Annotated in this window: 23 protein-coding genes and 1 tRNA gene; 16 read left to right on the forward strand and 8 right to left on the reverse strand. The window is 73.0% G+C overall.

What is annotated here, in order from left to right; translation table 11 throughout:
• Positions 1-1,412 (forward strand): ribosome biogenesis GTPase Der (gene der, locus C1A33_RS01345; RefSeq protein ID WP_423748019.1); only part of this gene is annotated, 1,412 nt, incomplete at its 5' end.
• A gap of 279 nt (positions 1,413-1,691) precedes the next feature.
• On the opposite strand, the gene C1A33_RS35515 is transcribed toward der, so the two are convergent.
• The 7 genes from C1A33_RS35515 to C1A33_RS01370 form a co-directional block, all read right to left on the reverse strand.
• Positions 1,692-1,976, reverse strand: coding sequence for a hypothetical protein (locus C1A33_RS35515; RefSeq protein WP_133150535.1), 285 nt, complete (start codon positions 1,974-1,976; stop codon positions 1,692-1,694).
• Between the two features lie 200 nt (positions 1,977-2,176).
• The gene (locus tag C1A33_RS33990) at positions 2,177-2,545 is read right to left on the reverse strand and encodes a hypothetical protein (protein ID WP_133150536.1); all 369 of its coding nucleotides are present in this window, start codon (positions 2,543-2,545) and stop codon (positions 2,177-2,179) included.
• Between the two features lie 13 nt (positions 2,546-2,558).
• Positions 2,559-3,251, reverse strand: a complete 693-nt coding sequence (locus tag C1A33_RS01350; protein ID WP_101829706.1) for a hypothetical protein — start codon at positions 3,249-3,251, stop codon at positions 2,559-2,561.
• A gap of 109 nt (positions 3,252-3,360) precedes the next feature.
• On the reverse strand, positions 3,361-4,551 hold the full coding sequence (locus C1A33_RS01355) for an RCC1 domain-containing protein (protein ID WP_165818184.1): 1,191 nt from the start codon (positions 4,549-4,551) through the stop codon (positions 3,361-3,363).
• Between the two features lie 232 nt (positions 4,552-4,783).
• Positions 4,784-5,227 (reverse strand): phage scaffolding protein, encoded by a 444-nt coding sequence (locus tag C1A33_RS01360; RefSeq protein WP_101829708.1) that lies wholly within the window; start codon positions 5,225-5,227, stop codon positions 4,784-4,786.
• Positions 5,228-5,693: 466 nt separating this feature from the next.
• Positions 5,694-5,767 (reverse strand) — tRNA-Pro (locus tag C1A33_RS01365).
• A 182-nt stretch (positions 5,768-5,949) separates the two neighbouring features.
• Positions 5,950-6,516, reverse strand: coding sequence for a hypothetical protein (locus tag C1A33_RS01370; RefSeq protein WP_101829724.1), 567 nt, complete (start codon positions 6,514-6,516; stop codon positions 5,950-5,952).
• 317 nt (positions 6,517-6,833) lie between these two features.
• Between C1A33_RS01370 and C1A33_RS01375 the strand changes: the two genes are divergently transcribed.
• From C1A33_RS01375 to C1A33_RS01440, 14 genes are all read left to right on the forward strand, one after another.
• Positions 6,834-7,799, forward strand: coding sequence for a class F sortase (locus C1A33_RS01375; protein WP_243407063.1), 966 nt, complete (start codon positions 6,834-6,836; stop codon positions 7,797-7,799).
• 657 nt (positions 7,800-8,456) lie between these two features.
• Positions 8,457-9,575 (forward strand): C40 family peptidase, encoded by a 1,119-nt coding sequence (locus tag C1A33_RS01380; RefSeq protein WP_101829709.1) that lies wholly within the window; start codon positions 8,457-8,459, stop codon positions 9,573-9,575.
• A 152-nt stretch (positions 9,576-9,727) separates the two neighbouring features.
• The gene (gene clsA / locus C1A33_RS01385) at positions 9,728-10,468 is read left to right on the forward strand and encodes a cardiolipin synthase ClsA (RefSeq protein WP_101829710.1); all 741 of its coding nucleotides are present in this window, start codon (positions 9,728-9,730) and stop codon (positions 10,466-10,468) included.
• A gap of 11 nt (positions 10,469-10,479) precedes the next feature.
• Positions 10,480-12,966 carry a mannose-1-phosphate guanyltransferase gene (locus tag C1A33_RS01390; protein ID WP_101829726.1) on the forward strand — a complete coding sequence of 829 codons (2,487 nt, stop codon included), beginning with the start codon at positions 10,480-10,482 and terminating at the stop codon, positions 12,964-12,966.
• Positions 12,967-13,033: 67 nt separating this feature from the next.
• The gene (locus tag C1A33_RS01395; RefSeq protein ID WP_101829711.1) at positions 13,034-13,834 is read left to right on the forward strand and encodes a DUF881 domain-containing protein; all 801 of its coding nucleotides are present in this window, start codon (positions 13,034-13,036) and stop codon (positions 13,832-13,834) included.
• Positions 13,831-14,163 carry a DUF1290 domain-containing protein gene (locus C1A33_RS01400; protein WP_101829712.1) on the forward strand — a complete coding sequence of 111 codons (333 nt, stop codon included), beginning with the start codon at positions 13,831-13,833 and terminating at the stop codon, positions 14,161-14,163. Before C1A33_RS01395 ends, C1A33_RS01400 begins: the two co-directional genes overlap by 4 nt.
• A gap of 1 nt (position 14,164) precedes the next feature.
• Positions 14,165-15,190 (forward strand): DUF881 domain-containing protein, encoded by a 1,026-nt coding sequence (locus tag C1A33_RS01405; RefSeq protein WP_101829713.1) that lies wholly within the window; start codon positions 14,165-14,167, stop codon positions 15,188-15,190.
• Between the two features lie 153 nt (positions 15,191-15,343).
• Complete coding sequence (gcvH, locus tag C1A33_RS01410) at positions 15,344-15,724, forward strand: glycine cleavage system protein GcvH (protein ID WP_101829714.1); 381 nt, start codon at positions 15,344-15,346, stop codon at positions 15,722-15,724.
• 291 nt (positions 15,725-16,015) lie between these two features.
• Entirely contained in the window at positions 16,016-16,561 is a 546-nt protein-coding gene (locus C1A33_RS01415) for an FHA domain-containing protein (protein ID WP_101829715.1), read from the forward strand.
• A gap of 16 nt (positions 16,562-16,577) precedes the next feature.
• Positions 16,578-17,357, forward strand: a complete 780-nt coding sequence (gene ftsR / locus C1A33_RS01420; RefSeq protein WP_101829716.1) for a transcriptional regulator FtsR — start codon at positions 16,578-16,580, stop codon at positions 17,355-17,357.
• A gap of 159 nt (positions 17,358-17,516) precedes the next feature.
• Positions 17,517-18,002 carry a bifunctional nuclease family protein gene (locus C1A33_RS01425; RefSeq protein WP_101829717.1) on the forward strand — a complete coding sequence of 162 codons (486 nt, stop codon included), beginning with the start codon at positions 17,517-17,519 and terminating at the stop codon, positions 18,000-18,002.
• Between the two features lie 611 nt (positions 18,003-18,613).
• Positions 18,614-19,153 (forward strand): MerR family transcriptional regulator, encoded by a 540-nt coding sequence (locus C1A33_RS01430; RefSeq protein WP_101829727.1) that lies wholly within the window; start codon positions 18,614-18,616, stop codon positions 19,151-19,153.
• A 106-nt stretch (positions 19,154-19,259) separates the two neighbouring features.
• Positions 19,260-20,321 carry an ATP-binding cassette domain-containing protein gene (locus C1A33_RS01435; protein WP_101829718.1) on the forward strand — a complete coding sequence of 354 codons (1,062 nt, stop codon included), beginning with the start codon at positions 19,260-19,262 and terminating at the stop codon, positions 20,319-20,321.
• Entirely contained in the window at positions 20,318-21,157 is an 840-nt protein-coding gene (locus C1A33_RS01440; RefSeq protein WP_101829719.1) for an ABC transporter permease, read from the forward strand. Before C1A33_RS01435 ends, C1A33_RS01440 begins: the two co-directional genes overlap by 4 nt.
• A gap of 58 nt (positions 21,158-21,215) precedes the next feature.
• Here the strand turns inward: C1A33_RS01440 and C1A33_RS01445 are convergent, their stop codons facing one another.
• On the reverse strand, positions 21,216-21,800 hold the full coding sequence (locus tag C1A33_RS01445) for a phosphatase domain-containing protein (RefSeq protein WP_423748020.1): 585 nt from the start codon (positions 21,798-21,800) through the stop codon (positions 21,216-21,218).
• Between the two features lie 721 nt (positions 21,801-22,521).
• Here C1A33_RS01445 and C1A33_RS01460 point away from each other — a divergent pair.
• The coding region (locus tag C1A33_RS01460; protein WP_207770102.1) for a hypothetical protein at positions 22,522-22,827 on the forward strand (306 nt) is incomplete at its 3' end.

The raw sequence follows: 22,827 nt of genomic DNA on the forward strand, positions 1-22,827 counted from the left end.
GGCTCGGGGGCGGCGGGCTCGGGGATTGGGAGCCCGGCGACGACGTCCTGGGAGACGGCGGCTCGGACGAGGTCGGCGTGTCCGTCGGGCAGCCGGTCGTCGCGGTCGTCGGGCGGCCCAACGTCGGCAAGTCGACGCTGGTCAACCGTGTCCTCGGCCGCCGTGCCGCCGTCGTCGAGGACGTTCCCGGCGTCACCCGCGACCGGATCGCCTACGACGCGGTGTGGAGCGGGCGGCGTTTCACCCTCGTCGACACCGGCGGTTGGGAGCCGGACGCCGCGGGCCTGGCCGCCATGGTCTCCGAGCAGGCCCAGGCAGCGCTCGACACCGCCGATGCCGTGCTGTTCATCGTCGACGTCCTCACCGGCGCCACCGATGCCGACGAGGCCGTCGCCCGGGTCCTGCACCGCAGCGGCCTGCCGGTGATCCTCGTCGCGAACAAGGTGGACGACGCCCGCTCCGAGGCGGACGCGGCGGCGCTGTGGAGCCTCGGCCTCGGCGAGCCGCACCCGGTCTCCGCCCTGCACGGCCGGGGCAGCGGCGACCTGCTCGACGCGGTGCTCGCGGTGCTGCCCGAGGCGCCCCGCGAGCGGTTCGGCGCCGACACCGGCGGCCCGCGCCGGGTGGCGCTGATCGGGCGGCCCAACGTCGGCAAGTCCAGCCTGCTCAACAAGATCGCCGGCAGCCGCCGCTCCCTCGTGCACGACGAGGCCGGCACCACCCGCGACCCGGTGGACGAACTGGTCACCGTCGGCGGCGAGGAGTGGATGTTCATCGACACGGCGGGCCTGCGCCGCCGGGTCCGCGAGGCGTCCGGCGCCGAGTACTACTCGTCGCTGCGCACCGCCACCGCGCTGGAGGCCGCCGAGGTCGCCATCGTCCTGCTCGACGCCGGCGAGCCGCTCACCGAGCAGGACCAGCGGGTGATCTCGATGGTCGTCGAGGCGGGCCGGGCGCTCGTCCTCGCGTTCAACAAGTGGGACCTCGTCGACGAGGACCGCCGTCTCACCCTCGAACGTGAGATCGTCCGCGATCTCGGCCGCGTCGCCTGGGCGCCGAGGGTGAACGTCTCCGCCCGCACCGGCCGGGCCACGGACCGCCTCGCCCCCGCGCTGCGCACCTCGCTGGAGTCGTGGGGCACGCGCATCCCGACCGGCCGGCTCAACACCTGGCTCGGCGAGGTCGTCTCCGCCACCCCGCCGCCCGCCCGCGGTGGCAAGGTGCCGAAGGTCCTGTTCGCCACCCAGGCCGGCGTACGCCCGCCCCGGTTCGTGGTGTTCACCACCGGCTTCCTGGAGCCCGGCTACCGCCGTTTCCTCGAACGCCGTCTGCGCGAGGACTTCGGCTTCACCGGCTCCCCGATCTCCATCTCCGTCCGCGTCCGCGAACGCGGCGAGCGCCCCCGCCCCTGACGGTCTCCCTCTGCTGGGCGCGAGCTGCCGGATTCCAGCAGTGGCCTGGTAATGGTCCACCACGTCGCCGGCCGCATGACTGCGGCTACCGTTTTTCTGGACCGCATGAGTTGCGGCCGGCTGACGTGACGGAATTGGGGTCGAGCGGCCACGGGGCCCGTTGCCGCCCGGCCCGAGGCAGGTCGGGCAGCAACGGGGTCATGACCAGGGCTTGCCGCGCCGCGGGGCTGTCCTGGTTGGTGCGAGGCGGCTCAACGCACGCTCAACTCCTGGTGCGGCTCACCGGTGGTACGGATTGCCGAAATGCAGGTCGCTGTGGTGCGGGTCATTGCGGTAGACGTCGTCGTGGTAGGGCGGACGGGGCTTGTTCGGCCCGCGCTTCCACCACGGCGCCGGCGGGGGCGGCGGCTGGTAGCGGCTTTGGTTGTGGTGCCAGTTATGCACCGGAACCGGCCGAGGCGGCGGTGCGGAATGCCCCGCCAGTGCCGCCGTGGGCGCCGCTATCACGCCGGCGGCGGCCAAGCTCGCCGAACACAGCCCTACTCGCCATCGTCGCCTGGACATATCTGCTCCTCCTGAGTCGCAGTACGGTCGCGCGAAGGTGACGGTACGCTCACGGGCCGTGGCGCCGAGGAATGCCGTTCCTGTGAAAATCACGTGTCGCGGCCCGTCCCGAAGCTGTTCCGGTCTCGTTCACGTGTCGCGGCATGTTCGCCGCGACGCGCCCAGTGTCCGCTCGGCTACTGCGGCGACCACCTCGCCGCTCAGCCATGACCACCGCCACGGGCTGACACTCCAGATCCAGGAGGCGCTGGCAACGGCTGCGGCGAGGTCTTGCTGGATCCTGACGGATCGCGCTCCAGGTGTTGAGAGAGAATCTTCCTGCGCACCTCGGCGCGCTGGTGCGGGGTGAGCGTGGACGAGGTGATGACGAGCGTTACTTCCGCGCCGTCGGGCAGGCGCAAGGTCCGGGCGTAGCCGTCGCGGCCGGGCGGTAGGTCGGCTTCATGCCACACCCTCTCCGCCGGGCCGCGGAGAACCTTGCCGCGGAGGACGAGACCCTCGACCCGGAACGGTTCGGGCGCTGTGAGGGCTACGCCGAAGCCCTCGACTGGGTCCTCAGCCTCATGCACGACGGGCTGCTGGTCAGCGTCCCCGGGACTCCAGCCAGCTGTCCATCATCTGCTGTAGCACGGCCGCCAGCTTGCCTCGTTCCTCCGGGCTCATCTGCGGTGCGGTCGCCTGGACTCGGCCGGAGATCAGAAACCACTCTTCCAGGGTGACGGTGCCTGGCGGGGCGTCGAGCTGGATGACGACCTGCGTCGGGCCACCCTCCGAGGGGATCGGGTCGACTCCGTTCCTGGCGAGCTTCTCCGCGGACCCGCGGACCCACTGGACCGCATCATCGAGATCGACCAGCTCCGGCGACGTCGGAAGCTCGTCCAGGCCGTCGTCGAGCTTCGCCCACACACCCGGTTCGATCTGCTTGGCCGGATCCCAGCCGCGGTCCGCGCACCGAATCTCCACCGCACGTCGGAGACGGGCGACCAGTTCCTCCAGGCCGACCGGTCGTTCGCCGCGCAACGCCACCGCCTCCGCGGACCCCTCGACCCATCGCATCCGCTCATCGGTCTTCGGCAGGGTGGACAGCAGCACGGGCTTTTCGTCCCGCAGGTCGTAGTACGACGCGGCGCTGAACCGCCGGCCGATCGCCCAGCCCTTCGCCGTCTGGCGGGTCTTCACAGCAGCGAACAGCCGGCCCGACTGCTGCGGGGTCAAGGTCGCGCGTCCCGCGCCGTCGCGGGCGGGAGCCTGCTCGTCCTCTGCTTCCACATCCATGGGTGCAGCTTGACAGATCATTGCGGCGTGTCACGGGACGAAACCCGCTGCGCAGATCGGGACAGCGTGAACGTGAGCCACCCGGCGCGCCGGCTGATCGTCCAGCGGGTCAGGAGGGCTGGAAGATCGCATACGCCGAGTAGCTGCCGGCCGCGATGTCCTGCACGTCTCTCGGTCCGGGGACCTGCCGGGGCCGGAACAGGTTCGCCGGCCGGTGGGCGGGTGGCTGGTCGATCCCGAGCTGCCCGTGGGCGTTGCTGCCCCAGGCCCAGATCACGCGGTTGCCGTAGGCCCCCGGTTCCGGGCCGTCCTGGCGCAGCGCGTAGCCGGCCTCGCCGCCCGCGGCTATCGCGGTGACGGCGGTCAGGCCGGGCACGGGCCTGGCGACCGGGCTGTCCGCCGGGGAACCGTTGCCGAGCTGGCCCAGGTCGCCCCGGCCCCAGGCGGCCACGGTGCCGTCGCCGAGCAGTGCGTAGGCGAAGTCGCCGCCGCCGGTGACCGTGCGGACCGTGGACAGCGGGGTCCGGGACGGTCCGACCACGGGAACGGGGGTCGTCCGGTTCGTGTGGCCGCCGTCGCCGAGCTGGCCGTGCCAGTCTGCTCCCCAGGCTCGCACCGTGCCGTCGGTGCGTAGCGCGTAGCCGGCCCACCGGCCGCCGCTGATCGCGGTGACGCCGGTCAGCCCGGCCACCTGGACCGGGGTCGCGGTGCTCGTGGTGGTGCCGTCGCCGAGCTGGCCGTAGGCGTTGTCGCCCCAGGCCCACACCGTGCCGTCGGAGCGACGCGCGTACCCGGCCGCACCGCCGCCGGCGATCGCGGTGACGCCGGTCAGCCCGCGGACCTGCACCGGGACGGGGCTGTCGGTCCGGGCGCCGTTGCCGAGCTGGCCCGAGCCACCCCGTCCCCAGGCCCAGACGGTGCCGTCCGAGCGCAGGGCGTAGGCGGTGGCGCCGCCGCCGGCGACCTGCCCTACCTCGTCCAGCCCCGGTACCAGCACTGGTAGCGGGCGGTCGGTGGTGGTGCCGTCGCCGAGCTGGCCGGAGTCGTTGCGGCCCCAGGCCCAGACGCGGCCGGGGTTGTAGAGCGTGAGGGCGTAGGCGGAGAGTCCGCCCGCGGAGATCTGGCTCGCGTACCAGATCACGGACACCGGGCCGAAGACGTGCCCGGTTTTCGGGGCCCGGCCGTTGCCCAGCTGCCCGTAGGCGTTGCTCCCCGCGGCGATGACCTGCCTGGGTGGGTACGCCTTCGCCGGGCCTGCCGGCAGTCCGACCGACGTCGCCACCGCGAGCAGGACCACCACCGCCCTGGCCGCCCAGTCCTTCCTGCGTCGCGAGTCTTCGCCTTCTCTGGTCCCGCGCCGTAGGCATCCGTACCGCATGCCGGCCTCCCGTGCGTTGACCCCGTCACCTACCTTGTGCGGACGGTAGCGGCGCATCGGGACTCAGCGTCGCCAGACGTGAACTATCCGTGCCAGAATGTCACGGGAAGACCACGGCCGGCGGCCCACCGGACGCCCCCTCGCCGAGCGTTGGTCAGCCTCCGCCGAGTTGTGCGGCGAGGGCCGCCGCCGACGTCTTTGGCCTGGTCGACTCCGGCTTGCGGTCGGAGCCGTCAGCTTTCGGTCGCGGTGGCGACTTCGGGCCGGCGAACAGCTCCGGGTAGTCGGTCTTGATCGACGCCACCTGATCGGCGAGGCCGGTGATCGTCCCGTCGTCGGTGACCTCGACCTCGGCGAGGTTCACGAGCCGCAACAGGCGGGCGAGCTTCTTCGGGTCGGCTTCGCCGTCCTTGTCGAAGACCTCGGCTTTGGCTCCGATGAACGCCGCGGAGGCTTCGGACCGGACGACAAGCGGCTTGTACCGCGCGTCGGCCGTCTGCGTCGCCAGCTCCCGCGCCTCCCGGACCGCGGTTTCCGCGGCGGTCTCCCCGTCCTTCGCCGCCTTCGCCGCGTCCGCTCTGAGCTGGCGGCCTTCCAACCGGTGTGGCGGTCGGCGCGGCTAGGCCCTCGACGTGCCGGGCGTAGGTGAGGAGGCCAGGTAGACCGTCGAGGGTGACGGTGTCGAGAAGGTCATTGTTGGCGTCGGGGCCCCAGCCCTGCGGGGTTTTGCTCTCGTCGTACTCGCCGGAGTAGTCCATACCCGCTCTCCATCGACAGTGCTTCATGGTGTCCTTGACGACAGTCTTGCACTATTAGCGATACGAAGCGATATGGCGCCGAGCGAGCTGGCCGACATCCACCCAACTGGCGCGGCCGCACGTTCGGGTACCGCTGTTGTATCGCTTACTGATCCAAGATGGAATTTGGTCGCAGCTAGGCGATAGATTCCGATACTACCGCGAACGAAGATCGCTCAGCGCTCCCCTGTGGCTCCCCTGAACAAGAAAGAAAAATCCCTCCGACCATGATCGGCCGGAGGGGCGATTTCCTTTTAACTGCAGTTGTCGGGACGACAGGATTTGAACCTGCGACCCCCAGACCCCCAGTCTGGTGCGCTACCAAGCTGCGCCACGTCCCGTACGCGAGCAACATTACCGTATCCGGGACCCGGCGTGTGACCGGGGGTCGCGCCGGGTTCGACGCGACCCCCGACCCTCGTGCGCGGCCCCGCGTGGGACCAGGCCGAGGCCGTCACCCACGAGGGTGTCCAGGCTGCCCGCGCTCCTGTAGGGGACGTGCGGGCCGCGTGGAGAGGGAGGGTCAGACGGCACCCTGGGCGCGCCGCCTGGCCACCCCGGCGCCGATCAGGAGCGCACCGACGGTGGCACCAGCGATCGGGAGCAGGGGCGAGGACGAGTCGTGGCCGCCAGCCATGCCGCCGCCACCGGCGGCCACACCGCCGGCGCCGACGCCACCGACACCCACACCGACACCGGCGACGACGCCGCCGACGCAGTTGTGGTCCTTGTCCCTGTCCTTGTCCTTGTCGTCCCAGTCGAACCAGTCGTCGTCCCTGTCGTTCCTGCCAAGGTCGTCGGCACGGCCCTGCTTGTCGCCGTCGATCTTGTCGTCGTGCCCGAGGCCCTTGTCGTCGTGCCCGAGGCCCTTGTCGCCGTCGATGCCGTCCTTGCCGTCCCTGTCGTCCTTGTGGTCCTTGCCGTCCTTGTCGCCGAAAAGGTCCCAACCGTCTTTCTTGTCGCCGCAGCCACGGTTGTCCTTGTCGTCGAAGGCGTAGGCGGCAGCCAGGCCCGGCCCCAAGGTGAGGGCGACGCTCGCCGCGCTCGACAGCGCGAGGACGGCGGCGCCGCGACCCATACCCTTCTTCATCTGGTCCCCTTTCTCACGTACGGTGATCAGCACATCACTGCGAGTGACACAGTAGCGACTCGATGTGGAGATGCGCGTCAAGCGCAGCGGGCGTGGTGCGGTCGGATTCGGGGGTCCGACCGGCGTCGACGGTGCGTCCGCGTCACCGGTCGTCCCGGTTCGGGCGGTGATGGCGGGCGCCGGTGGCGCTCCGGTCCCACCTGGTCCACATCCTCACCGATTGTGTTCACTCGAATCGATAGAGTAACGGTCGGTGAGGTCGTCAACGCGGGCGAGCCCGTGGATCCGACGGCACGCGCGCACAGGCGGGAGGCACCGTGGGACACGGCAGCAACGGCGGCCACTGGCCGCCCGGCGGCCCCCGGCCTCCCGGCGCCCGGCGGCCACTGATGTGGCGCGGCCTGCTCCTGGTCGGTGCGGTCCTCGTCCTGGGCAGCGGATTCCGGCTCGCGGAACCGGCGCTTGACGCCGTCCGCGGCGATTCCCGGTCAGACGCCACGGCAGACCTCCCGCCGATCCCGCCGATCCCGCCGCCCCCGTCGACCGCGCCCGCCGGCACGGGGACCGCGCTCCCGCAGCGCCCGGTGGTCGTCATCAGTGAACCGACCCGGCTGCGCGTCCCCAGGCTGTCGATCGACGCGCCGATCACCCACATCGGGCTGAACGCGGACGGCAGCATCGGCGTCCCCACGGCGTGGGGGGACGTCGGCTGGTTCGACCGCGGCCCCGCGCCTGGAGGGATCGGGCCGGCGGTCCTCGTCGGGCACTACGACTCCACCACCGGCCCGGCGGTGTTCTACCGGCTGCCGCAGGTGGTGGCGGGCGACCGGGTCGAGGTCGCGGGCCCCACCGGCGCCACCCAGGCGTTCATCGTCGACCGCTCCGAGGAGGTGACGAAGGCGACCTTCCCCGCCGACCGCGTCTACGGCCCGGTGGCGAGACCCGAGCTGCGCCTGATCACCTGCGGCGGCGCGTTCGACCACAAGACGCATCACTACCTGAGCAACCTGATCGTCTACGCGCACGCCGACACGTCGGCCCCACCCGTCCCCGGCGCGAACGTTCCCGGCGCCGCCCCGGGACAGGCGGCCCCCGCCCAGCCGCTACCGCGTCCGCCCGGCGCGGCGTCGCCACGCGTGACGCCACGCCCGCCGGCGACGTCCGCTCCCGGCGTGGCACCGCTTCCACAGGCGACGTCCGCTCCCGGCGTGGCACCCCTTCCCCCGGCGACCTCCGCCGCCGCCGTGACGCCGCTGGCGACGGTGGCGCCCAGGCGGGCGTGAGGCCGCGCGGGACGGCCGCATACCCGTCGGCGGAGTACTGACGGACGCCGTGCGCGCGTTTCGTAGAGCCGGGGCGCGGGGGCGGCGGAGCGCAATGGCACCCGAATGTCACGGGCCGGGGGTGGCTCATCTGATCGCCTGCGGATCGTCACCGCGCCGCCCGCCGCCGGCACGCAGGGTCGGCATCCGTGCGCCCAGGTGGTGGTGCCGCCCGGTGGCGTGCCCGCCCGGCGGTGAATCCTGTCGCGGACGATCCTCGGACCGGCACTTTCTGCTGCCGGTCGACGAGGCCGCGGTTGCGTGTTCAAACGTTGGGTTCAGGGTGGTTGCCGGCCATCCCGGCATGTCCACTATGGTCATCTCCAACACGTCTGATCCGGGTTCGGAACGTCACCCAGAACAGGGCGTGCTGGTTGAACCTGCATGGCGAACAGCGATTCCCGTCGAACCGATGCGCCTTGTCCTGCCCCCGGTTCGGCGGCCCCTCCGAGCATTGTCGGGGCAGGCGTGGGGGACCTCTGGTGGTCCCGGGGGGTTCCATCGGCAGTCGTGCCGGTGGCGTGCCCGGGGACGATCAGCGGGGTCCAGGCGGCTGGCCTCGGGCTCCCCGGCCCGGATCCGGCAGCTCACCTCGTCGGCGCACGGGAAGGACGCGTCTTGCCCCGTCGTGGTATGGCCTGGCTGCCGGAGGACTGGGAACAGTTCGTCCGGGGTCGCCAGCGCCCGCCGGCGCCCCGCGCATCCTCCGGCGCCGGCACGGGCACCGCCCGCCGCCGTACCACGGCCCCGCCCCGGCGCGCGGTGACGATCGCCGCGTTCACCACCGGGACCATCGCCGCCTCGACCGCCGCGTTCGCCGCGACCGTGCCCAGCGGCACCGACGGCGCCGCCTCTCTCGACGCGAACGCGCTGACGTCCCAGACGCACGAGGCCGCCCTCATCCCGGGTCAGAGCGGGGGCTCGTCCGGCGATCTCAACGCCGCCCGCACCCTCGCCCCGCTGGCCAGCGCCATCGCCGACCACGACTCGGTGTTCACCAACGTCTCCATCAGCGCCGACAAGACGAACGTCGCCCCCAACACCCCGGTCGTGCTGACCGTGCGGGCCACCGAGGCGGACTCCGGCGCGCCGCTGGCGAACCAGGACGTGCGCATCGTCGTCGTCAACGGGCCGCAGTGGCAGACGTCCACCCGACTGCACACCGACGCGAACGGCAACGCGCAGATCACCGCCCGGCTGCTGTCGACGACGACCATCACCGCGGTCTTCGACGGGTCGAGCGCGCTGCGCCCCTCCCTCGCCGGCGCCGCCACTGTGACGATCTCCAGCCCGACCCGCGGCGGGAGCGGCGCCGGCGGCCTCGGGGGAGTCGGTGGCAGCGGGTCGGCGATCGACCAGGCGATCCCCACCGTCATCCCGGGCAGCTCCATCGGCGACAAGGCCGTGTACCTGGCCTCGCTGAACAAGGGCAAGCCGTACGTGTGGGGCGCGGAGGGTCCCTACTCGTTCGACTGCTCCGGGCTCGTCCAGTACGTGTTCAAACAGCTCGGCCGGTCACTGCCGCGCACCGCGCAGGGGCAGTACAACGTGTCCACCAAGGTGCCACAGTCGGGCAAGCAGCCCGGCGACCTGATCTTCTATGGCACTCCGGGCAACATCTACCACGTCGGTATCTACGCCGGGAACGGCTACATGTGGGCCGCGCCGCAGACCGGCGGCGTCGTCTCGCTGCGCCCCATCTACAGTTCGACCTACAAGGTCGGCCGCATCCACTGAGCCCGCGGCCCGGTCCCCGTCCTCACGATCCCCTGAGCACTGCCGGCCGGCACCGGCCGACCTGACGCGACCACCATCGGCTAGCGTCAGCCATGCCCGGCCTGCCGGCCGGTCGACGCCCGTGGAGGAGGACGTCGCATGGAGGACGGCGGATGACCGCGCCCACCACCTCGCAGCCCGCGGCGTCCGGTCCGGCGGCGCCGTTGCCGGACCGGATCTGGACGATCCCCAACGCACTGTCCGCGCTGCGTCTCGTCGGTGTGCCGGTGTTCCTGTGGCTCGTGCTCGGGCCGGAGGCGGACGGCGCCGCGCTCGGCGTCCTCGCCTTCGCCGGGATCAGCGACTACCTCGACGGCAAGCTCGCCCGCGCGCTGAACCAGGCCAGCCGGCTCGGCGCGCTGCTCGACCCGCTCGCCGACCGCCTCTATATCCTGTCGACGATCGTCGCGCTGACCGTGCGCGACATCGTGCCGCTGTGGTTCGCGGTGGCGCTGCTCGCCCGGGACGCAGCCCTGCTCGTGCTGCCGCCGCTGCTGCGCCGCATCGGCGTCGGAGTCGCGCTGCCCGTGCACTACCTGGGCAAGGCGGCGACGTTCAACCTGCTCTACGCCTTCCCGCTGCTGCTGCTGTCCGCCGGGGACTCCTGGCTCGCGACGGCGGCGCGCCCCGCCGGATGGGCGTTCGCGATCTGGGGTATCGCCCTGTACTGGTGGTCCGGCGTCCTCTACTTCGTCCAGGCGGGCCAGCTCGCCCGGACCTACCGGGAGGTCGTCCACGGCGGCGCGGCGGTCCGGGACGGTACGGCGGCTCGGGACGGTACGGCTGCTCGGAATGGCGGGCCTGTTCGCGATGGCGGGCCTGTTCGGGACGGCGAGAGCGGAGGTGGCGGGTGAGGGCCGTCGTCATGGCGGGGGGTGAGGGCACCCGGCTGCGGCCGCTGACCGCCAACCTGCCCAAGCCGCTGCTGCCCGTCGTCAACCGGCCGATCATGGAGCACGTGCTGCGGCTGCTGCAGCGGCACGGCTTCGACGAGACGGTCGTGACGGTCCAGTTCCTCGCCTCGATGATCCGCACCTACTTCGGTGCTGGCGACGAGCTCGGCATGCATCTGTCCTACGCCACCGAGACGACGCCGCTGGGCACCGCCGGCAGTGTGAAGAACGCCGAGGACGCCCTGCGCGACGAGGCGTTCCTCGTCATCAGCGGCGACGCGCTCACCGACATCGACCTCACCGACCTCGTGGCCTACCACCGCCGCCGCGGCGCGCTGGTCACCGTCGCACTCAAGTCCGTGCCCGACCCGCTCGAGTTCGGCATCGTCATCACCGGCGAGGACGGCCGCATCCAGCGCTTCCTGGAGAAGCCGACCTGGGGGCAGGTGTTCTCGGACACCGTCAACACCGGCATCTACGTGATGGAACCCGAGGTGCTCGCGCATGTGCCGCGCGGCGAGCCGGTGGACTGGTCGGGCGACGTCCTCCCGAAGCTCGTCGAGGCCGGCGCGCCCGTCTACGGCTATGTCGCGGCCGGCTACTGGGAGGACGTCGGCACGATCGCGAGCTTCCAGCGGGCCCAGGCCGACGTGCTCAACCGGCAGGTCGACGTCGAGATCGGCGGCTTCGAGGTGTCGCCCGGGGTGTGGGTCGGCGAGGACGCGGAGGTCCACCCGGAGGCGGTGCTCAAGGGGCCGCTGGTCGTCGGCGACTACAGCAAGGTCGAGGCCGGCGCCGAGCTGCGCGAGTTCACCGTGCTCGGCAGCAACGTGCTAGTCAAGTCCGGCGCGTTCCTGCACCGGGCGATCGTCCAGGACAACGCGCTCATCGGCCCGCAGGCGAACCTGCGCGGCTGCGTGATCGGGCGCGGTACCGACGTGCTGCGGGCGGCCCGCATCGAGGAGGGTGCGGTCATCGGCGACGAGTGCGTCGTGCGCGAGGAGGCCTTCGTCTCTCACGACGTGAAGGTCTACCCGTTCAAGACGATCGAGGCCGGCGCGGTCGTCAACACCTCGGTGATCTGGGAGTCGCGCGGGCAGCGCACCCTGTTCGGCCCGCGGGGCGTGTCCGGGATGATCAACGCGGAGATCACTCCCGAGCTCGTCGTCCGCCTCGCCGCCGCCTACGCCACCACCCTGAAGAAGGGCGCCACCGTCACCACCGCGCGCGACGGCTCCCGCGCCGCCCGCGCGCTCAAGCGGGCCGTGATCAGCGCCCTGACGACCGGCGCGATCAACATCCGCGACCTCGAGGTCTCCCCGACGCCGGTCACCCGCTTCGACGTGCGCTCCTCCAGCGCCGCCGGCGGCATCATGGTCCGCACCACCCCCGGCGACCCCGAGCGCATCGACATCCTCTTCCTCGACGCCGACGGTGACGACCTCTCGCCCGCCGCGCAGCGCAAGCTCGACCGGGTCTTCTCCCGCCAGGAGTTCCGCCGCGCGTTCCCCGGCGAGATCGGTGACCTGCGCTTCCCCGCCCGCACCGTCGACCTCTACATTCAGGACCTGCTCGACCGGGTCGACACCACCGGCGTCGCCGAGGCCGAGCTCAAGATCGTCGTGGACCCGTCGGGCGGCTCGGCGTCACTGGTGCTGCCGACGCTGCTCGGCCGGCTCGGCGTCGACGTCCTCACCGTCAACGGCCGGGTCGACGAGATCATCCCCGCCCACAGCGCGTCGGACGACCTGAGGGCCACCGACCGGCTCGGCGCGCTGGTCGCGAGCTCCGGCGCGGCCTTCGGGGTCCGCTTCGACCATGTCGGCGAACGCATCGCCATCGTGGACGAGCGCGGTGACCTCATCGACGAGGACCGCGCGCTGCTGGTCTTCCTCGACCTGGTGTCCGCCGAGAGCCGCGGCGCCCGGGTCGCCCTGCCCGTCACCACCACCCGCGTCGCCGACCAGGTCACCGAGTTCCACGGCCTGCGCGTGCACCGGACGTCGCTGTCGGCGGCGGCGCTGTCGCACGAGGCCCGCCAGGACGGCGTGGTGTTCGCCGCCGACGGGCGGGGCGGTTTCGTCGTCCCCGAGTTCGGGCCCGCGATCGACGGCCTGGCCGCGTTCGTGAAGCTGCTCGCCCTGGTCGCCCGCACCCGCCTCACGCTGTCCGCCATCGATGCCCGGATCCCGTCCATCGCGATCCTGCGGCGCTCGGTGCCCACCCCGTGGGCGGCCAAGGGCACCGTGATGCGCCGCGTCGTCGAGTCCGTGGACACCGACGCCGGCTACGCCCTCGACACCACAGACGGCGTGCGCGTCGTCGGCCCGGACGGCTCCTGGGTCCTCGTGCTGCCCGACCCCAGCGAGGCCGTCACCCACCTGTGGGCCGAGGGCGCCGATCTGACCGAGGCCCACGCGCTGCTGCGCCGCTGGGCCGACGTCGTCGACTCCCCGTAGCGCCGACCTCCGCGCGGCACGCGCGGCGGGACCGAGGTCGGCGGTCTGGCGGGTTTGGTCGGTGAGAATGCCGCATGTGCGGGATGAGACCGGATGGCGACGGCGAGGGGGGAATTGCCTCGGCGGCCGTCGGCTGCGGGGCCTGGCGCTCGCGATGACGCTCGTCCTGCTCGGCGCCGTGATCGGCCTCGGCGTGCGGCGCGCCGCCGTCACGGACGCCAGCCGGGAGCGGCTCGCGCAGACCCTGCGGGCCCAGATCCGCGAGCGCACCACCGAACTCGCCGCGACCCGGTCGCGGGTCGGTGAGCTGCGAGGGCAGGTCGCGGCGAGCCGCGGCGAGCGCCGGCGCGCGGCCGCGGAGCGGGCCCGCGCCGACGCGGACGTCGCCGCGCTCGGACCGGCGGGTGGCTGGCTGGCGGTGCGCGGGCCCGGCGTGCGGATCACGCTGGTCAACCGGCTCGGCGGCGGATCCGGCCCGGCGGATCCCCGCGCGGGCGCGCCGCGCGGCGTGGCGGCCGGCGGACTCGTCCAGGATCATGACCTCGCCGACCTGGTGAACGTGCTGTGGATCGCCGGGGCCGAGGCGATCACCGTCAACGGCGTGCGGCTCACCGCGCTCAGCGCCATCCGCTCGGCGGGTGACGTCGTGCTCGTCGACTTCGTGCCCGTGCTCTCCCCGTACACCGTCGAGGCCGTTGGCGACGCGACGACGCTCGCGGGCCGGACCGAGCAGTCCGCGGTCGTCGACCGGCTGCGCCACCGGCCCGGCTCGCCCGTCACCTCCCTGACCGTGGCCACCGCCGCGGACCTGACCCTTCCCGCGGCGCCCGCCCCGGTGCTGCGCAACGTCCGACGGAGCGGATCATGATCGCACTGCTCGCGCTCGCCCTCGGTGTCGTGGCCGGACTCGTGCTGGGGCCCACCGCGCCGGGCTGGCTCGACCCCTACCTGCCGGTCGCGGTCGTCGCCGCGGTGGACGCCGCCCTCGGCGCGGCCCGCTCGGCGCTCGAGCGGGAGTTCGACGACCGGGAGTTCATCGTCACCTTCCTGTCCGACGTGCTTCTCGCCGTGCTGCTCGTGCTGCTCGGCGACCTCATCGGCTTCGGCGGGGCGCTGTCGACGGCGGTCGTGGTGGTCTTCGGCATCCGGATCTTCACGACCGCCTCGGCCCTGCGCCGCGTCCTGATCGGCCGCTGACATGCCACCGGACACCCCCGAGCCCGCAAGCCCCGCCGAGCCCGCGGCACAGCCCGGCGATGACCCCAAGCCGGCCGATGACCCCAAGCCGGCCGAGGTCCCCAAGCCGGCCGAGGTCCCCAAGCCGGCCGAGGAGTCCAAGCCGGCCGAGGAGTCCAAGCCGGCCGAGGAGTCCAAGCCGGCCGAGGACCCTGAGCCCGGCGAGGAGTCCAGGCTGGCCGAGGATCCCGGAACCGGAGAGGACCCCGGAACCGACGAACCGCCGCCCGCTCAGCCGACGGACACGGACCCGTCGGCTGAGCCGCCCGCGGACCGCGGCCGGGGCGGCGGGGCGTCGGCGCGGGCCCGGGTGGCGCGCGGGGCGACGCTGGTGCTGCTGGCGGTCCTCGGCTTCGCCACGGTGGTCGCGGTGCGCTCCGCGGACCCGTCCCACTCGCTGGCCACGGCGAGCCCGGACCAGCTCGCCGCCCGGCTGCGGGCGATCGGCGCGGACGACCGGTCGCTCGCCGCGCGGGAGGGCCGGCTGCGCGGCGAGCGGGACGCCCTGGCCAGCTCGCCGCCGGCGGCCGCACAGGCGAGCCCGGGCGGCGACGCGGTGGCCCGGGCCGACGAGTTCGCCGTGCTGGCCGGGACGGTGCCGGTGGACGGGCCGGGCCTGGAGCTCACCGTCCGCGACCCGCAGCGGTCCGTCGACGCGTCCGTCCTGGTCGACGCCCTGCAGGAACTGCGCGACGCGGGGGCGGAGGCGATCGAGATCGCGGGGGTGCGCGCCGTCGTGTCGACCTACGTCGCCGACGACCCGGGGCATGGACTCATCGTGGACGGAATGTCGGTTTCTCCGCCCTATGTCCTTAGGGTCATCGGTGCTGCGCACACCCTTGACCAGGCCCTGCGCATTCCGGGCGGGGTGCTCGATACGGTAGCGGCGCGGGACGGCGCGCAGGCGAGCGTGCGGACCTCGGACCATCTTCGGATCGATGCGCTGCGGGCCGCACCCCGGCCCCGCTACGCTCGCCCGGCCGGATAGCTCCACCACCGCGCGGGTTGCCCGTAGCGGCGGTGTTCCTGGTACTTGCGGGGTCGCCGCAACGGCGGTGACGCCGGTGTCGCGGTGATGTCAGATGTCCGACGGCCCGCGCGGGCCCTCGGTGGGACGCGGATCAAGGGGAGGCGATCTCCGGTGTACCCGGAAGACCTGAAGTACACCCGTGAGCACGAGTGGGTCCGGCTCGACGGGTCCACGGCGATGATCGGGATCACCGCCTACGCTCAGGAAGCCCTCGGTGACATCGTGTTCGTCTCGCTGCCCGAGGTGGGGGCGGCGCTGGCGTCGGGGGAGTCGTTCGGTGAGATCGAGTCCACCAAGAGTGTCTCTGAGGTCTACACGCCAGGGGCCGGCAGGGTCACCGCACGTAACGATCAGCTCGAGAGCGAGCCCGAGCTGGTCAACTCCGACCCCTACGGTGACGGCTGGCTGGTCATCGTCGAGCTTGCGGATGCAAGCGGTCTCGAGGAACTCCTGACCGCCGGCGAGTACGTGGAGTACACGAAGCAGGGCTGAGAGTGGTGTACGTGCCGCCGGGTGGCCGGTGGGGCACGCCACGCCGAACAACACGGGTCGCACCCTTTTCACGACCGTGCCCCTGATGCACTAGCCTCGGAGTGCACCGGGGTGCGGTCGTGGACGGGCCGGTCGTCGGCATGTGATCATCCCGGTGGTGGGGGTGGGCTGCGAACGTCTGGCTACCACCATCGCAATGTTGGTAGAGACGTTCCCGCCGCCTGTCCGGCGGCGGCCGAGGCGGCTGGCGAGCCCGCGTGTGCGGGGTCCCGGCAGGAAGCGGACGCGACTGTGTTCTGCACGAGGTGCGGACAGCAGAACCCGTCCGACGCGCTGTATTGCGCGCGGTGCGGGTCCCCTCTCGTGCGCCCGGGTGAGCCCGTGGCGCCAGAGCGGCCCGCCGAACAGACATCGACGCTGAACCTCGCGGCCGCGCTGTCCGGGATCGAGGGCGACCACGTCGACGAGTCGACCGAGCGCGACGCCGTGGCCGCCGTCGACGCGCTGCCGCCGGGGTCGGCGTTGCTGGTCGTCAAGCGGGGCCCGAACGCCGGCAGCCGGTTCCTGCTCGACGCTGACCTGACCACCGTCGGCCGCCATCCGGAGAGCGACATCTTCCTCGATGACGTGACGGTCTCCCGGCGGCACGCGGAGTTCCACCGCTCGCCGTACACCAAGGGCTTCTCCGTGCGCGATGTCGGCAGCCTCAACGGCACGTACCTCAACCGTGAGCGCATCGACTCCGCCGAGCTCACCAGCGGCGACGAGGTACAGATCGGCAAGTTCCGGCTGGTGTTCCTCACCGGCTCGAGCTACGGGGGGTCGGCGGCGCGGTGATCGGCAAGGTCCAACGGTGAGTGGCGTCGCCGCGGCGTCGTCGGCGCCGGGTCCGCGTGTCCCCGGCCCGGCGGCCGGTATCGGCCAGGCCGCGAAGGTGCTCACCATCGGGCAGGTCCTGGAGCGGCTGCGGGCGGACTTCGCCGACATCACCCTGTCGAAGATCCGCTATCTGGAGGCGGAGGGCCTGGTCGAACCGGCCCGCACGAGCTCCAACTACCGCAAGTACTCCGCGGACGACGTGGCCCGGTTGCGTTACGTCCTGCACGCGCAGAGTGAGCGTTTCCTTCCGCTGCGGGTCATCAAGGAGGAGCTGGCGTCCCTGGACCGCGGGGAGACGTCGCCGGTGTACCGCCCCGGCCCGCGCGCGCTGCCGCCCCATCCCGCGCCCACCGGCCTGGACGCGATCCTCGGTGTGGATCGGGTCAGACTGTCGCGCCGGGAGCTCCTGGCGGCCGTGGGGCTCGGTGAGGAGGAACTGGCCGACCTCGAGCGGCACGGCCTGGTCGCGCCGATCGCCGGCGGCGGGTACTACGACTCCGACGCCCTGCTGGTCGCCCGCACGGTCGCGCTGCTCGCCGGGCACGGCGTGCAGGCCCGGCATCTGCGGGCCGCCCGGACGGTGGCGGATCGTGAGGCTGGTCTCATCGAGGCCGCCGTGGCCCCGTTGCGCGGCCAGCGAGGCGCGGACAGCGCCGGCCGGCACGCGCAGACCGCCGATGAGCTGGCGGCCTTGCTGGTGCGGCTGCACGCCGCGCTGCTGCGCTCCCGGCTGGCCGCCGGCAGATCGACCTGAGCGTTGGGCCGCGAGACCGGGGAGAAGTGCCCTGCCGGGCGGTGGAACCGGTGGGCGCGCTGACGCCGGGCGCAAGCGGGGATACTGTCTCCCCTGTGGGGTTTTCTGGCTCCGGTCACAACATCCCGCCCTGCCCCACCTGCGCGAGGAGGTAGATCGGTGCATCGGCTGGACATCGTCGGCGTGCGAGTCGAGCTTCCGTCGAAGCAGCCGATCGTCCTGCTCAAGGAAGTGGGGGGCGAGCGGTACCTGCCCATCTGGATCGGTGCCGTCGAGGCGACCGCGATCGCCTTCGCCCAGGAGGGCATCACGACGGCCCGCCCCATGACCCACGACCTGATGCGGGACGTGCTGCGGGCGCTGCAGACGGACCTGACCCGGGTGACCATCACCGACCTGCAGGACGGCGTCTTCTTCGCCACGCTGGTCTTCGGCAATGGCGTGGAGGTCTCCGCCCGCCCGTCCGACGCGATCGCGCTGGCGATGCGGATGGGCGCGCCGGTCTACGGCGTCGAGGCCGTGCTGGCGGAGGCCGGGATCACGGTGCCCGAGGAGCAGGAGCAGGAACAGGAGAACGAGCTGGAGAAGTTCCGGGAGTTCCTGGACACGATCTCCCCGGAGGACTTCAACACCCCGGGTTCCTGACGGCGCCCGGCCGCCGGCCCTGATCCGTCCCGCCGCGCCGCGCGGGGGTCGTCGGAGGCCCGCCGTCGCGGATGCCTGTTCGAGGGCGCCCTGACCACATTTCCTGCCTGGTGAGCCGTGGCCACGCGTTGTTTGACCCCCCAGGATTCCTTTTTGTCCGATCTGTCCGGTTGTGTCCGCTGGACTATGGACACGCCGGCTTAGATCATTGAAGGAACTGCGCGTCCCTCCTACGGTCGGAGAAGCCCGAACCCCGGAGCGTGCGCTCGCCCGTGCCCGGGGCGGGCGTGTCAGACGGATGAGCGAGCTCCGGCCCTGATCCCGCCGGGGAGTGAGTGCGGTGCCGGCCGGTCCGGCGCCGCGCGGCCAGCGGTGGGGGGACCGCCGGCCACGGACCGTGGGTGGGGATGGCGCCGACGGGCGAGGTGGCGCACGTGCCGTTCGTGCGTGATGCCGGCCGGCGACGTCCGCGCGCCGATCGGTTCGCGGCGGTGATGGAACGGACTCGACCGGACCGGACGTCCGGGATGGCGACCCGGGATGCCCGGCCGCCGGGACGACCCGGATCGAACGGAGGATGGGGCTGGCATGGCGGCGAAGTGCGTACGACGATGATCGAACAGGGCCAGCTCTTTCCCGACGAGATCCCCGATCCACCCGGGGACGACGTCGGGTACCGCGGGCCGACTGCCTGCGCGGCGGCGGGGATCACCTACCGCCAGCTCGACTACTGGGCCCGCACCGGACTCGTCGTCCCCAGCGTCCGCGGGGCATCGGGTTCCGGCAGCCAACGGCTCTACTCGTTCCGGGACGTGCTCGTCCTGCGGGTCGTGCGCAAGCTGCTGGAGGCCGGCGTGTCGCTGCAGAACATCCGGGTCGCCGTGGAGCACCTGCGCACCCGCGGAGTCGACGACCTGGCGCAGCTCACCCTCATCAGCGACGGGTCGACCGTCTACGAGTGCACCTCCGACGACCAGGTGATCGACCTGGTCCGCGGCGGCCAGGGCGTCTTCGCGATCGCCGTCGGCCGCGCCCTGCGGGACATGCGCGGCCAGCTCGCCGAGCTGCCGTGCGAGCGTCCCGGCGAGCCGCCCACCACCCATCCAGGCGACGAGCTGGCCAGCCGCCGCACCCGCCGCAGCACCGCCTAGCACCCGAGCGGACACGCCGGCGACCGTGCCCGGCCACTCGGGCCGAACTCCCCGCCGTCGAGGACCGGGCGGGAGAACGTCGGTGGTGTGCCGTACCGTCCGACGGGTGGCGGATGAACCAGCGGTCCTCGCCGAGGACCTGCGCAAGAGCTTCCGGGGCAAGCGGGCGCTGGCCGGGCTGGACCTGCGGGTCGCCGTGGGCACGGTGCACGGCGTGCTCGGTCCCAACGGCGCCGGCAAGACAACCGCGGTGCGCATTCTGACGACGCTGCTGCGGCCCGACGCCGGGCGCGCGCGGGTGCTCGGGCTCGACGTCGTCCGCGAGGCCCACGAGCTGCGTTCCCGCATCGGCCTGACCGGGCAGTACGCGGCGGTCGACGAGCGGCTCACGGGCCTGGAGAACCTGGAGATGTTCGGCCGGCTCTACCGCCTGCCCGCCCGGGTCGCCCGGGCCCGGGCGCGCGAGCTGCTCGAGCGCTTCGACCTGACCGACGCGGCCGGCCGGCAGACCCGCACCTACTCCGGCGGGATGCGCCGCCGGCTCGACCTCGCCGCCAGCCTGCTCATCAACCCGCCGGTGTTGTTCCTCGACGAGCCGACCACCGGGCTGGACCCGCGCAGCCGCGCGGCGATGTGGCAGGTGGTGGAGGATCTCGTCCGGGCGGGCACGACGGTGCTGCTCACCACGCAGTACCTCGAGGAGGCGGACCGGCTCGCCGACCGGATCTCGGTGATCGACGGCGGCCGGGTCATCGCCGAGGGCACCGTCGACGAGCTCAAGGCCCGCACCGGCGGCAGCCGCCTCGACATCGTCCTCGCCGGGGACGATCCGGCGCAGGTCGAGGCGGCCCGCGCGGTGCTCGCCCGGTTCGGCACCGGGCCCGCGACGGCCGACGCGGACGCCAGGCGGATCACCGTGCCCGTCGCGGGTGCCAGCGTGCTGTCCGCCGTGGTGCGCGCGCTCGACGAGATCGCGGTCACCCTCGACGACGTCGGCCTGCACCGGCCGTCCCTCGACGACGTGTTCCTCTCCATGACCGGCCACCGGGCCGGTGACGACGAGCCGCCGGCGGGCGCCCCCGCGGTCCCCGGCGAGCGCCCGCCGGCCGACGGCGCCGCGGGCGACGACGACTCCGACAGGGACGGCCGATCGGTGGTGACGGCGTGAGCGCGCTGGATGTGGGTGCCCCGGCGGGAGGCGGCGTCGAGCTGGTCCCGGCGCGGCGCGGCCGGCTGGCCTGGGTGGTGATCGACGCCTGGATCATGGCGCGGCGCAACCTCGTGCAGACCTGGCGGATCCCCGAGCTCCTCGTCTTCTCGATGATCCAGCCGGTCATGTTCGTGCTGCTGTTCACGTACGTGTTCGGCGGCGCCATCGACGTCGGGCCGGGCCGCAAGTACGTCGACTACATGATGCCCGGCGTGTTCATGCAGACCGTCGTGTTCGGCGCGATGATCACCGGGATCGGCCTCGCGGAGGACCGCCAGCGCGGCCTGATCGACCGCTTCCGCTCGCTGCCGATGTCCCGCTCGGCGCTGCTGACCGGCCGCACCCTGTCCGACCTCGTCCGCAACGCGCTGATCCTGGTGACGATGCTGCTGGTGGGGCTCGCCGTCGGCTTCCGCTTCGGGGACACGACCGTGCCGGCCGCCCTGCTCGGCTTCGGCCTGATGCTGCTGTTCGCCTATGCCTTCTCGTGGATCTCGGCGGTGATCGGCCTGTCGGTGAGCAGCGCCGAGGCGGCCCAGTCGGGCGGGTTCATCTGGGTGTTCCCGCTGGTCTTCGCGAGCTCGGCGTTCGCCCCCGTCGGCTCGATGCCGGGCTGGCTGCAGGCGTTCGCCCGCCACCAGCCGGTATCGGTGACCATCGACGCGGTCCGCGCGCTGTTCCTCGGCGGGCCGGTGACCTCGGTGCTGCTGCAGTCGCTGGCCTGGTGTGTCGGGCTGCTGCTGGTGTTCGTGCCGTTCGCCGTGCGGGTGTACCGCCGCTCCGCGTCCACCTGAGCGCCTCCCTCGGGCCCGGCCGCGGCCGCCGCCTCCGGGCGCGGCCCGGGCACACGGATCAGGTGCGACCGGCGTCCTCCTGGGCGTTGCCCAGGGTCGCCTCGTAGGCGAGCCACTCGGCGCGCAGCACCGGCCAGCCGTCCGCGCGCAGCAGGTCGACCACGGCGGGGTCGTCGTCCACCACGACGTCGACCTGCCGCCCGACCCCGAGCTCGCGCAGCACCGCGCGCTTGAACACCCGCGCGGGGCGCCGGTCGTCGTCCGGGCGCATCCGCAGCTCGCCGGGCGGCAGGTCCTGCTCGCGCAGCCAGTGGCTCGTCGCCTCCCGGGACCGCTCCGGCCGGCCCGTCAGCCAGACCACCTCGTGATCCTTGGCGAGCTGGCGGACCAGCGCCACCCCTTCCGCGAGTGGCGGGTCGTCGGACGCCGCGGCGAAGAACGAGTCCCAGTCACCGGGGCTCGACCGCAGGAAGCACAACCGGTGGCGGACGTCGGCCACCACACCGTCGACGTCGATGACCGCCAGCGGCCGCTGGCGCGGCACCACCGGCGGGGCCTGCCCGTGGGGTGCCGCCGGTGGTGCCGGTAGCGCCGGCGTCGCCGCGTCGTGCGCAGCCCGGGCCCCGCCCGCCGTGTCCGTCACCACGACTCCCTCCCCGCGTGGGCCGCCGTCCTCCAGCCGCGCCGGGCCTGCGGATGGTCCGTCGGCGAGGTGGCCCTCTTCCAGCCATTGAACACGTGCGGGGCCCATCGTCCGCGCGGTGGCCGAAGGAACCCGCGGTCATGTCCGCGACCCCGGGGCGCTGGCCGCGCTGGCGGCCGGCGCGCGGGGGACGACGGCCGCCGCCGCGACGGGCCCGAGGTGCGCCGTGGTCGGGAGGGCCGCGGGGACGGCGAGGCCCGCGGGGACGGCGAGGCCCGCGGGGACGGCGGGCGCGGAGGACGAACTGTCATGGTGATGTCCTGCGCTCCACAAACCCCGCGGACCCCCCGAAACGCTGTCGGATCGCCCACACCGGTGCCTGGCCGGGGCGGGCCAGAACCACGACCCGTTCGTCAATGGTGGTCCGGGCGTCGTCCATGACTGGTCCGGGCCGTGTGATCCGTGGTGGATCCGACACGTCCGCGCCGGGTGGTCGTTAGCGTGGCGCTGGTCGTCGGACGGCGCCGGGCGGTGACGGGACGCCGCGGGCGCTTCGGAACGGACGGGGCGGATCGGCCGGTCGGCGCGTTCTGGGATGTTTGCTTCCCTGGACGTGTCATGGTCGTCGGTGGGCGCGGCGCACCGACGGCCAGGGCCGGTGGTGGACGTGGGTCGTCCGCGGGCGCGAGGCGCCCGCGGACGGTGAGGGGAGGTCGGACCGATGTCGGGTACCCGGCGGGCGCGCACGCTCGTGGCCGGTATCCAGTCGTCGCTGGGAGCCGCCCTGGCACTCGCCGATCGGCTGGAGGAACAGGCCGCCGAGCTGGAACGTGGCGCCGCGGCGGGGACCGGGCCGGGCCGGGGGGCGGGATCCGGCGCGACGCCCGGCGCCGGTCCGGGTGACGGCGCCGGCGGGGCGACCGGCGTCGACGCGGAACTCGCCGAGGCGCGCCAGATCGCCCGCGAACAGGCTCGCGGGTTCGCCGGCGCGTCCTGGTCGGCGCCGGACTGGCGCCACGGTCCGTTC

This window comes from Frankia canadensis, from assembly GCF_900197875.1.
Taxonomy (GTDB): domain Bacteria; phylum Actinomycetota; class Actinomycetes; order Frankiales; family Frankiaceae; genus Frankia; species Frankia canadensis.